Source organism: Streptomyces sp. NPDC044033 (genome assembly GCF_056434425.1).
In genome coordinates this window covers 1-10,947 of the sequence record NZ_JBWKFF010000048.1, presented here as the reverse complement: position 1 = coordinate 10,947, position 10,947 = coordinate 1, and the positions used below count along the sequence as shown (strand labels likewise).

Sequence of the window (10,947 nt, the reverse complement as noted above, 5' to 3'; positions counted from 1 at the left end):
CACCAAGCAGGCGACGGCTGAACCGACGAACCTGGACATCCATCAACCCACTCTGACCAGCTGATCAGCACCTCCCGCACAGCGGGGGAACCTCACGGTGCAAGATGCGCCGGACGATCGTCAGTGGCAGGTAGCGCGGGACCGTGAACAGGGCGGTCTGCCCCTTGACTGCGGGCGGGCAGACCTCCGGATCATCCCGGACCGGACCAGTTAGGGCATGCTGATGCTCCAGCCACCGCAGCCGGTCACGGCCGCCGACGGTCGCGCGACGCCCGTACTTCTTCAGCGGCTGGGCCGGCTGCCGGGGCAGCCCGTAGATCACAAGCATCAGCTGCCGATCCCTCGCGCCCGACGTCTGCGGGGCCTCAACCCACTCGGTGTCCACTTCCACGCGGATCGCGTGTAGGCACGCCCGGCACAACCCGTCGGTGTTCACGTGGGCCTCGTGCCGGCAACGGACGCAGCGTCCCTGCTCAGGGTGCTGCTTGCGCCAGCCCACACATCCGTGGCACTCATGCCGGTTGCCCAACGCACCCCAGCCCAGACAGCCGGCGCACTGCCGTACTCGCGTGTCTCGTCCCATGGCTCAGTTCGGCGGCAGCGACCGTGGACCGGTCTTCTTGCGGGCGACCGGCCGCACCGGGCCGGACAGTGTGTCTTCAGCGCCCACAGCCTCGGGCTGAGCCTGAGGTAGCACCTGGCCGTCGGCCAGCGGTTCCGCTTGCAGGAGGTCGCCGACAGTGCAGTTCAGAGCCGCACAGATCTTGTCCAGGTCGTCCAGTCGGACGGTCACCGGCGTGTTGCCCCACATCGCCGCGACCTTGCTCAGCGACGGCGTGAAGCCGACCGTTTTGAATGCCTCCAGCACTTCTGTAGGCCGCCACAGATCACGCTGAGCGGCCACCATCCGCAGATTCCACTTCACCGCAGGCTCCCCTTGTCCATCACCAACCGCTGAGCGGCCCGCGAACTCGCTGCCAGACTGGCATGCTCCGGATCAGCATGAGCAGTCGCCATGTAGCGAAGTGTCGTAGTCGCCCAGTCGTGGCCCAAGATTCGCTGCACCTCCCAGAGCGTCATACCGCGCTCGTAGTTGTGGGTCGCGCACGCATGCCGCAGAAGGTGCGGGTGGAGATCAGTGACCGATCCGGTCAGGTGAGCCGTCGCCGCGGTGTGCAGCACCTTACGGAAGGCTGGCGGCCCGATCGCCGGGGCGATGGGCAGATTAAGAGCCGCCACCCCGCCTTCGGTCTGCGTTCCGAGGGTCAGAGCGGGGCCTGTGGGTGGTCGGCCTCGTCGCCGAATTCCCCGCGGACTTGTCGGGTAGGCCCCGCCCCTCTCAGGGCGAGGCCCCTCTCAGAACCGTGCGTGCGCCTCGTCGACGCACACGGCTCAAGCAGATCCCCAGGGCTTACATACAGGTATTCCTCCCCGGGTTCGGACCGCCATCGCGAGCGTGGAGCTGGCGATGGCATTCCGAGTGGATGAGGACCAAATTCGAGCGGTCATCCGATCCACCTCGGCTTCGGTACACGACATGATGCCTGTTGAGGGTTCGGGCTTTCGCGTCGAACCAGCGTGCCCATTCGCGCACGTTATCCGGCTCGTGGCCCGCTCCCGCGATCAAGTCCAAACCGCACAGAGGGCATAGCCCTTTTTGTCGCGCAGCCAGGTAGACATTGGGGCCGTCTGCCTGTGGGTGCTTGCGCTTACGCGTACGGCTGGCCCAGTACTCCGAGAGGCTGGCATCGTCCTTCGACGCTGCCCCCTTCACAGGGATGTGCCTCACGATCCTGGTCCAAGCGAACTTGTACAGGTATCTTCCCGTGTCCTTGTCGCCGAATACCCAGCGGTCGTTCCGCTGGGGATGGAACTTCCCCCAATAGCGGTCCACGATCCATGCCTTGGACTTCTTGGGGTGGCGCCATCGGGCCCACTTCCACGTCAACCGCCATACATGGTGGTCGAGTGAGGCGAAGGTCTCCGTGGAGACAACTCCTCTGTAGTAGGTGGCCCATCCCTTGATTAGGGGGTTCAGGCTTCTGACGACCTGTTCGACAGGAGCTCCCCGAAGGGCCTTGACCCTTGCGTTCATCTCCCGTTTGATCCTACGGATGGAGTCCCGGCTCGGTTTGATGATCAGCTTGCCGTCGTACTTCCGAACATTGAACCCCAAGAAGTCGAATCCGTCTTCGAGCTTGACCACTCGGGTCTTCTGCTCGTTGAAGGTAAGCCCTCTCGGCATCAGCCATTCGGAAAGTACGAGCTTCACATTCTCCGCTTCCTCCTCCGAGTGGCAAAACACTACGAAGTCATCCGCGTACCGCACCGGGCGAGGGAACTTCTGGAGCGTCATGCGGTGCATTCCTGTCCGGCGCCCCAAAGCCTCCTCCATGCCGTGCAGCGCGACGTTCAGTAGCAGTGGACTGATCACACCGCCCTGAGGAGTTCCCTCCTCGGTGGGCGCAAACCGTCCCCTGTCCATCACGCCGGCCTTCAGCCATCGCTGGATTGCATCCCTGGCGGGGAAGCAGCCCACCATCCCTAACAGATACTCGTGGTCGATTCGGTCGAACGCGCTCGCGAGGTCAGCGTCCAGCACCCAGGGTTTCCGCGACTTGCGGGTCGAGACGGTCCGGAAGATCTTCTCGATCGCATCGTGGCATCCACGTCCAGGCCGAAAGCCGTAGCTGGCCCCTTCAAAGCGCGCTTCCCACTCAGGCTCAAGGGCATTCTTCACCCTCGCCTGCTGGGCTCGGTCCCTCAGGACAGGAATACCGAGCGGCCTCATCGCGCCATTCGCTTTAGGGATATATACCCGGCGAACAGGCTTGGATTTCGAGGCCGAGACAGTAGCCAGCCCCCTCCCCACCCGCCCTAGGGTGGACGGATTGAGAGCTTTCTCGCCATCGATTCCAGCTGTTCGTCGTCCGACGCTCTGCATCGTCACCCTTTTTACGCTGACGAGCATGTTCGAGTGGGACTTGAGCATCAGTCGCTGAAGATTGCGAACCCTTTTGAGGTCGCCATCCTGCGTAGCCTTGAAGATTCTCTGCCGAAGACGTCGTACGTGACCCTCTGCTTCTGGCCAGTTGACGCTGTGCCAGTACTGCGCATCGGAGACGTCCGAAGCTCCATTCGCTGGCTCACGACCGAGGGTCGCGGTTTCCGCATCCCTCGCCGTTGCCGCGTCTAATTTGCACTTCGGTGCTGACATCTCGCTTCGCCTCTTCAAAGATCCACCTGACCCACGTGGGCTCCCTTTCGGGTCCGGCCATCGAGGTCGGTAGCTGCCCGGTTATACGCAGCGGATGAGGCTCCGCGACCTGCGCTTTCCCATGGGCTTTCGCCCTGGCAGCATTCGCTTCTTGGGTCATCCTTCCCCGCACGGGAGTTCACCGTCGTTGCCTTCGGCCTACCGGCCGCGAGGCCGGACCCGTACGGGATTTCCATGTTCCGCTCCGCTCAGATGCGCTCAAGGAGGGTGCCTCCTATACTCCGGGGCCAGTGGTAGTCAAGCCACCTGCAAGAAGGGGCAGGTGGCCACCTTGCGCTTTCCAACGCCAGGCCCTTCAGCCGCCGAACAAATGCCATTGCGCGACCTTGGTATGACGAAGCCTCATCGGAGGTTCACTTGCGTTCACTCACTTGAGCTTTCCCGTGCCTGTTGGCTGCGAATGGCCCGCAGCCCCCTGGGCTTCGTGTCAGTCGGCTTAGCACGACCCCGTTACCAGGACCGCACCCGACTTAGGGAACCGGCCGCGTGACTACTTGGCCGGGGAGTTATCTGCCTCTTGATTCCTCCACTGACGTTGAGCGACTTCATGTCGCACCCTCGATGTACCACCACAGCAGTTCACGGCCTTCCTGGAACAGGTATGCCTCCCGCTGCCGCGGGCCCGAGCCCCGGGCCGCCTTGCCGTGGACGAGGAACCGGCCCCACTGGCCGTGCTCCCAGTGGACGTCTCCGACCTTCACCCCACACAGTTCCGCCGCCCGCACCCCTGACAGGTAGGCGACCTTCGACATCACGTAGTCGCGGCAGGCCACGGCCTGTTTACGGGCCGTGGGCAGATCATCCCGCCACCGGGCGAAGAATTCCTTCATCGCCCGCTGTGACGGCGGGACCCGCAGGCCGAAGTCACCCCGGTGCCGGGGGCGATTGAAGGGGTCGATCGGCGACTCCACCGAGGCGCCGAACCGCTGGAAGATCTCGCCAGCGTAGCGCTGTTCGAGGAACGCGAAGAAGTTGTCGATCTTGCACATTTTCTGCCGGATCGTGGAATGGGCCCGTTTGCCGGGGCCGGCGAAGTACCTGTCGATCTCCCTCGGCGTCAGCCGCCACGGCATCACGCCGTAAAAGTCGCAGATCTCGATGATCGGCTTCACCAGGTTGTCCAACGTCGACGGGGCCAGTCCAGCCACGTCCCGAGCCCACTGATACTCCGAGATCGTGTCGACGAAGAAGCTCTCCTCATCCTGCGCGGACAGCCGGGCCTCACGCCGTCGCTGGAGCGTGATCACGTCGGCGAGACCGGTCTCCACCGGTTGCCGAGCAGAGCCCGTCTCAGCCGCTGCCGGCGGAACGAGGGTGAGCACGCGGGTTTCAGAATCTGCCACGAGGTAGCAGATTACCGGAGTCACGCGCAGGTTCCAGAAGTTGCTCACAGATTCCTGGAGATCACGAGACAGCATTCAGGTAGGCCGTTGACCTGCTGAGGTGCACCGAGGCACCTTCCAGAGACCGCAAGAGAACCCGCGCGTACTCCAATAATGATGACGGTGCGGGCCGCTGCGGACGTTTCGGTGGGCGGCCTCGCCCGTTCCTTCACGTGGTCTGGGGTGTCTTGGGGGCCGGTGCCCACCAGATCTTGGTGGTGAGGCGGCAGGACAGGTGCACGGTGCCGGTGTCCGGGTCCCACAGGCTGTAGACGCCGTCGTCGGTGTAGTAGACGTTGACGGGGGTGGACTGGGTCGGTTTGGTGGAGCGCGCGCCGCCCTTGCCGCCGAACAGGATGCGGGTGTCGTGGCTGGTGGCGCGGACGCCGGGTACCTCCCGCAGTTCGGTCATGAACCACTGGCCGGGTTCCGGTTCGGTGGCGTGCTCGATGGTTCCGAGGTCGGGGAAGACGGTGGTCCAGGTGGAGCGCTCGGCGGGGTCCGACCCGGCCGGGCCGACGAACAGTCGCCAGCCCTCGGCGCGAGCGCCGTTGCGCTGGACTACGACCTTCTTGGGCGCGGCGAGCAGGTAGCCAGTGCGGAGGACGTCGTGGCCACGGGTATCGACACCGGTGACGGTTACGTAGTCGTCTGTCGCGAACTCGGTGATCTTCTGGGGCAGGTCGGTCATTTATGTCTTTCTCATCGGGGATGGGTTACAGGTGGCAGGGGCGGGGCCAACGGGCGCACGGCTGGCCCCGCCCGGGCGTCATGCGGTTACCGCCTGCTGGTCATGAGGTCTGTGATCCGGCGGCGCAGCGAGGGATGCGGCAGAGGTGCGGGTCGGTCGTCGAGCAGGCGGGCGGTCGGCGGCCGTCGGGCCACCCCTTCGGGGACGTGCCCGCCGAGCGGGGCCGTGCCGTGCTGCCGACGTATCCAGGCGGGCGGCGTGCCGGCGCCGTCCTGTCCGGGCACGGCGAAGTCGGCGGATGACGGGGTTCCATGAGCCGTGTCGGGAACCTGCTCGACGGGCGCCTGGTCAGCCGGGCCGGACAGCTCCAGCAGTTCGTCCACCGTGTCCGGGATCTGAGCCGCGTTGCTGTCCGGCGCCGGGGCCTCGACCACGGACAGGTCGGCGGGCAGCATGCGCTCCAGGTGTTCCTGGACCTCGTTCTCGGGAACGACCCACGGGTTGATGCCGCCGCTCTCCGTCCAGATCTCGCCGGCCACGGTGTCGGCCTGTTCCCACAACGGGCGGGAACGGTCGCGGTGTTTGACCGCGACGGCGCCCTGGGCCAGGAAGCCGGTCAGCGCAGCGAGTGCGGAGGCACGAAAATCGCGGGCCCGGATGCGCAGCGTCGTCGGGTCCTCGTACTCCAGGTGTCCCTCCAACTGGGCGAGCAGGGAGCGCCGCCAGGAACCGAAGGCGCGGGCGGCCCGGGTCGCCAAACGCTCGACTGCGGTGAGGACGCGCTGCAGCGCGGCGAGGTAGCGGGCCAGGGAACGGGGCTTGCCGTGCACCTCCAGGCGGCGGTAATCGGGGCCGCCGTGGCGTTCGCCGTTGCCCCAGTTCTCCTCGTACACACTCCAGCGAGGGTTGACCTTGTAGGGGGTGTGGGCTTCAACGTCGTGGATGCGGGCGAGCTCCCAGGCGAGGTGCTGATGCTGCTCGGCGCGCTTTCGGCCGGAAGCCGGGAAGGCCAGCTCGACGTCGAAGCGGCCCGGGCTGTATTCGTACGGCCGGGGGATCTCGACGTAGGGACGAGCGGTCATGCGTCTGTCCTTCGTACGGTTGGTCAGGTCTCGGGACGGCTGGGCTGGGCGGGGCTCGTGTGGTCGGCAGCCGGAGGTCAGAGGGCACCGGTGGCCTCCTCAGCGGCAGCCGGAGCGGTCAGGGCGGCAAAGTGGTCTTCGCGGGCCCGTCGGCCGCGCGCCTGCCGGCCGGGCAGCGCGATCCGCAGGTGTTCGAGGTAGCCGGGCTCGACCTCCAGGGCGATCTGGTCCAGCAGTTCCTCGATCTCGGTGCCCGCGAAGTCGGTCAGGTGGGCGCGCTTGCGGCCGCCGTAGTGGATGGTCACCTCGGCGAGCGACCAGGGGGACGTCTTCTGCTCGCTCTCCCAGTCGAAGGTCACGGCGTCCGGCAGCAGATCGAACTCCTCCGCGCGGAAGTGGCCGGCGACTTCCGCGCGCAGCTGCTCCCACAGGGCGTCGGGGGCGCCGTACAGGCCGGGCTGCACATCGGACAGGGGGTGGCCCTTGCGGTCCCGGCCGCATCCGTGGCACAGCTCCTCGTCGCTTCGGTGGGCGGCAGCGGGGCAGGCCCGGCACTTCCACATCAGGCCGGCCGCGACGGCGACTTCCTCGACGACGTTGCGGGCAGCGGCGTCGGAGTGCTGAAAGAGCCGGGTGAGAACGTCGGTGGGCACACGTGTCCTGTCTGCTGGGGGAGGGATGCGTCACCCGAACCGGGTTGGCGACTCTTAAGACCATACGATCATGCGGCGTCCGAATGCAAGTCTTAAGGTTCGTTCTCTTGTGAAGTGCGAGTAGTAGGCGGTGCCTTGAGCTTTGTCTACGGCCCTTGGGCGCGCGCCAAAGGGCCGTAGGCCGCTCCCGCGCAGCGGTGGGTCTGTGCGGAAGGGCAAGGTGTGCGCGGACGCGAACGCGGTGACAGCTGGCTGATCCGAAGCCGTCCGGTTAGCGGCGGGGTGCAGGACCAGCTCCGGCCCTGCACTCCGCCGTCTTTCACGTGCCGGGTTCCTCGGGTGCGAGCGAAGCCAGCAGCGGAGGGACGAAAGTGCGTGCGATCTCAACGGCGGGCGCGCGCCACAGGGGCGAGTGCGTGATGTGGGACCAGACCGCCTCGGTGGCCGCGATGACCTCCTGGCCCTCATAGCGGGGGAGGGCGCCGGGCAGGCGGGCGCCAGTGATGTCGATGTGCGCGCCGTCCGGCCGAACGGCCACGACGTGTTCCAGCTGGCAGGCGCACACGTCCTTGACGACGGATTCGACGGCGCACACGTCCGGGTCCAGACGGCAGTGGTTGTCGATGATCACGGCCGTCGGCCATCCCGTGTGGTCGGACAGGGCGCGGGCGAAGGCATGGCACTGGCCGTGCAGGAAGGTCGCGCGGGCGCGGTCGTCGAGCGTGCCCGTGGTCAGGGTGTGGGAGGCGCCGTCGGTGCCGGGCACCGTGACGGTCAGGCCGTCGGGCAGTACATAGCGCTCGGTCAGGATGCTCATGGCCCGCTTCAGGAGCTGCCGGGCTTCCAGGGCGTCGGTGCGCTTGCGGCGGCTGTACGCGCGGCGGTGGTCGTCGTCGACGTAGCCGTCGACGTCGAGAAGGGGATCGAGGGCCGCCTTGTGGCGGTCGGACATGGACCGGAAGTCGAGGAGGAGGCGTGCGGGCGGGTCGTTCTGGTGGAGGGTCTGGGGCATTGAATCCTCTCGTCGGGGCGGCGGACGGACCGGTATCCGGGCAGGCCGGACCGCCCGCCGGGCGGTGGATGTCACGGGGCCGGGTAATGCGGTTGCCCGGCGGGAGAGGCGGCGAAAGGTCAGCCGTCGCGGCGCAGCTCGTTGCCGCGCTGGGTGATGTACGTGCCCAAGATGGTGCCCTTGCCGTCGGGCAGGAGCAGCGGGTAGCCCTCGGCCTGGCGCAACCGGACGCGATGCATCAGGCCGCCCAGTTCCTCGAAGCTCAAGTTCGGCCGCAGGGCTTCTGCGGCGAGGTCGTGGGGCGGCTGGACGGGCTCGCCCCGGTCCAGCCAGTCCTTGATCCGGGCGGCGAAGCGCGCCCCGGGCTTCGGCTCGACGGCCCCGGCGAGGTCGTCAGAGGGGGCGCGGACCACGACGAGGGTATGGGAGTGGTCCATCGTGGCCACGATGTCCCAGTCGTACTCCATGCCGTCGCGGCCGACGGGGGCCAGGCCGACGATCCGGCGGGTGACGCGGCCGGTGTCGTCCGGCTCGGTGACATACTCCAGCTTGTCGCGGACGGTCGCGATCACATGGCCGGGGTAGCCGAGCAGCGCGTCGAGCATGCGGCGTTCCACGGGGCCGACTTCGTCCCAGGCGCCCCACTTCCCGGCGGAGCCGCGCTTCGAGGCGCGGGCGACCTGTTCGAGGACGCCTCCGGAGCCGGTCCGGAATGCGGAGAGATTCGAGACGACGACCGTGTCGTAGCGCTGGTTGGCGCAGTGCGCGAGCATGGTGACCAGGGTGTCCGGCGAGTAGTACGACAGCGGCGGGGCCGTATCGAAGGCGAACCTGTCCGCGTAGGCGGCGGCCCGGCCGCGCTGCGCGTCGATGACGCCGACGCGGTCACCGATCGCCGTGGCCAGGGCCAGAGAGGTGTACGTGGTGCCCGCTCCCGGCGGGCCGTCGAGAAGGAGGCGCGCGGGCCGCTGCTGACGCACGGCTGCGGCGAACTGGAAACGGTCGGTGGGGCTGGGCTGCGGGGCGGAAGCCTCCGGGCGGGAAGGGGTGATGGTGTCCGTCAAGGTCCCTCCGGGAACCGGTCGGGGTTTCGGCGGGTTCCGGTACCGGTAGGTGATGTCCAGTCGGCACTGGCTCCGGAACTCCGCCGCTTGTCCCTTAAGACTATACCATCTGGTTTTTGTTCTCGCAGCTCAGAAGCGGTCGGCAACGTTGTGTTGCTTGAGCATTTTGTTGGCAGTAGGGACCCACCAGAAGGACCGGCCGATCTCGTCGAGTCCGTCGGCCGGGGTGTAGCTGCCGAGGTCCCGGTACAGGGCCATCTCGATCGTTTCGACCCGGGTCTTCAGGGCGGATGCGAGGTGGTTGATGTACACCCGCTTCTTGCGCGTAGCCGGGTCGACCGTTGGCTCCACCGGTAGCCAGCGGCCGCGGCCCTTGTTGGCGATCTCCTCTACGATGCGGCCGCGGCTGTCGAGGTAGCCGAGCGCCTTCCCCAGAGCCAGCACAACCTCCGGCGGATAGGTCGGCCGCGAGCTCTCCCGCGTCTCCTCGCTCAGCTCGACGCCGATGGCCTCGGCGACCACATGCAGCGCCGGCCGGTTGGACGGCCCCTTGCCCTCCATGACGGCCTGCTTCGGCGGCTTGTGCCACCTCTGCGCCGACGTACGCGACTTGAGCCCCAACGCCCGGCTGATATCGCTGAGGCTGAGAGGCTCTGTCCGCTTCGTCAGGTCGATACTCGCATCGCCTGTGCTGGTCATCATGAAATTCCTGTCTCTTATGGCTTGCTTCGGGGGGAGGATACGGCACGTTGGCCCATGCCCGCCCCCCCCAGCGCCACGGCCCGAAGCCGGCAGGGCTTCGGGCGTGCCGGCGCCAGCGTCCGGCTTCGGCGACCGAAGGCCGGCCAGACGGCCCTCACGCGGCCGACCGGACGAGGACAAGGTCCTGGCAACCGCACCCCCGGGCCGAGCACGGCAGCCGACCCTCAACAAGCCGGCGAGCGTGAGCGGGACCGCCGTGTCCGCAGGGGCATCGCGCGTCCGGGCCGGCACCGGACTCATAGCGCAGTTCCTGCAGCCGCACCAGCGCCGAAGTTCGCTCGAACTCGTCGACGGCCTCTCGCAGGCCGAGCCGGAGGGCCGTCTCGTCGAGTCCGCCGCGGACGTCCGCCAGGTCGAGAGCCGCCAGAGCGTCGGCGAGTTCCTGGTCGCCGGCCGCACGAGCGGCCACGGTCTCCCATGCCCGCGCCTCGACGAGCGCCCGGGAGGCGGCGCCGGCGTACGGGTTTGCCACATTCAGATGCACGAGTGATCCTTCAGGGTCGGGGGACGGACGACGCTCGGCCGGGGGCCGTCGGCGGGGAGAGGCGTCACCATAAGCAGCCGCCGGATGCGCTGGCCACGGCTGGCGTTGCGGGGTATTGGCGAGCGGCAGCCGATGATGGTCCGACGGCCGTGGCGTGCGAGGGAAGGGCCGGACGAATCCGCCCTCGCGCGTTCCCGGGACGACCGCGACCTCCGGACTCCGGCATCTCGTTCACCCCTCCTTTTCGTTCACCCCTCCTTTCTGCACTCACCATCGATATGACTCTTAAAACTCTACGTCGCGACCGCGAGAGGGCGCAAGCCATAAGGGTCCCGCGGGCGGCTCGACTGGACTAGGCAGTGTCTGATGGTTCTTGTCCGGGTGGTGGATCTGCCGTGGTTTCGGGCAGGAGCCCGGCATGGTGCGGCGGCATGAACTGACCAATGCGCAGTGGGAGCACATCGCTGCCCTGCTTCCGGAGGCCGGTGGAGCGGGTGGGCGCTGGGCGGATCACCGCACGGTCGTCAACGGGGTGCTCTA

General features: G+C 67.3%; 11 protein-coding genes and 1 pseudogene. All 12 read right to left on the bottom strand.

The genetic code is table 11. The annotated features are described in order from the left end of the window. Window positions 1–64: 64 nt before the first annotated feature. A complete protein-coding gene (locus AC07AB_RS39740; RefSeq protein ID WP_478577491.1) occupies window positions 65–328 on the bottom strand; it encodes a hypothetical protein in 264 nt (87 codons plus the stop codon). A 258-nt stretch (window positions 329–586) separates the two neighbouring features. Continuing rightward, window positions 587–925: a helix-turn-helix domain-containing protein gene (locus AC07AB_RS39735; protein WP_478577489.1), complete on the bottom strand. Its 339-nt coding sequence runs from the start codon at window positions 923–925 to the stop codon at window positions 587–589. Then, the gene (locus tag AC07AB_RS39730) at window positions 922–1,182 is read right to left on the bottom strand and encodes a tyrosine-type recombinase/integrase (RefSeq protein WP_478577486.1); all 261 of its coding nucleotides are present in this window, start codon (window positions 1,180–1,182) and stop codon (window positions 922–924) included. Before AC07AB_RS39730 ends, AC07AB_RS39735 begins: the two co-directional genes overlap by 4 nt. Window positions 1,183–1,411: 229 nt before the next feature. After that, a complete protein-coding gene (gene ltrA, locus AC07AB_RS39725) occupies window positions 1,412–3,217 on the bottom strand; it encodes a group II intron reverse transcriptase/maturase (RefSeq protein ID WP_478577483.1) in 1,806 nt (601 codons plus the stop codon). A gap of 617 nt (window positions 3,218–3,834) precedes the next feature. Continuing rightward, window positions 3,835–4,644: pseudogene (locus AC07AB_RS39720) on the bottom strand (site-specific integrase); the annotation flags it as partial. Between the two features lie 184 nt (window positions 4,645–4,828). Then, entirely contained in the window at window positions 4,829–5,350 is a 522-nt protein-coding gene (locus AC07AB_RS39715; RefSeq protein WP_478577480.1) for a hypothetical protein, read from the bottom strand. Between the two features lie 86 nt (window positions 5,351–5,436). After that, entirely contained in the window at window positions 5,437–6,432 is a 996-nt protein-coding gene (locus AC07AB_RS39710) for a hypothetical protein (protein WP_478577477.1), read from the bottom strand. Window positions 6,433–6,509: 77 nt separating this feature from the next. After that, window positions 6,510–7,085, bottom strand: a complete 576-nt coding sequence (locus tag AC07AB_RS39705) for a hypothetical protein (RefSeq protein WP_478577476.1) — start codon at window positions 7,083–7,085, stop codon at window positions 6,510–6,512. Window positions 7,086–7,404: 319 nt separating this feature from the next. Further along, window positions 7,405–8,097: a hypothetical protein gene (locus tag AC07AB_RS39700; RefSeq protein ID WP_478577473.1), complete on the bottom strand. Its 693-nt coding sequence runs from the start codon at window positions 8,095–8,097 to the stop codon at window positions 7,405–7,407. 119 nt (window positions 8,098–8,216) lie between these two features. Then, window positions 8,217–9,161, bottom strand: coding sequence for an AAA family ATPase (locus AC07AB_RS39695; protein WP_478577470.1), 945 nt, complete (start codon window positions 9,159–9,161; stop codon window positions 8,217–8,219). 129 nt (window positions 9,162–9,290) lie between these two features. Continuing rightward, window positions 9,291–9,860 (bottom strand): hypothetical protein, encoded by a 570-nt coding sequence (locus tag AC07AB_RS39690; RefSeq protein WP_478577467.1) that lies wholly within the window; start codon window positions 9,858–9,860, stop codon window positions 9,291–9,293. A gap of 157 nt (window positions 9,861–10,017) precedes the next feature. Continuing rightward, window positions 10,018–10,407: a hypothetical protein gene (locus tag AC07AB_RS39685; protein ID WP_478577464.1), complete on the bottom strand. Its 390-nt coding sequence runs from the start codon at window positions 10,405–10,407 to the stop codon at window positions 10,018–10,020. Between the last annotated feature and the right edge of the window lie 540 nt (window positions 10,408–10,947).

Excerpts from the sequence above, each read along its gene's own strand:
- AC07AB_RS39740 (WP_478577491.1), bottom strand. The coding sequence starts at position 328 with ATGCTTGTGATCTACGGGCTGCCCCGGCAGCCGGCCCAGCCGCTGAAG.
- ltrA (WP_478577483.1), bottom strand. The coding sequence starts at position 3,217 with ATGTCAGCACCGAAGTGCAAATTAGACGCGGCAACGGCGAGGGATGCG.
- AC07AB_RS39715 (WP_478577480.1), bottom strand. The coding sequence starts at position 5,350 with ATGACCGACCTGCCCCAGAAGATCACCGAGTTCGCGACAGACGACTAC.
- AC07AB_RS39710 (WP_478577477.1), bottom strand. The coding sequence starts at position 6,432 with ATGACCGCTCGTCCCTACGTCGAGATCCCCCGGCCGTACGAATACAGC.
- AC07AB_RS39700 (WP_478577473.1), bottom strand. The coding sequence starts at position 8,097 with ATGCCCCAGACCCTCCACCAGAACGACCCGCCCGCACGCCTCCTCCTC.
- AC07AB_RS39690 (WP_478577467.1), bottom strand. The coding sequence starts at position 9,860 with ATGACCAGCACAGGCGATGCGAGTATCGACCTGACGAAGCGGACAGAG.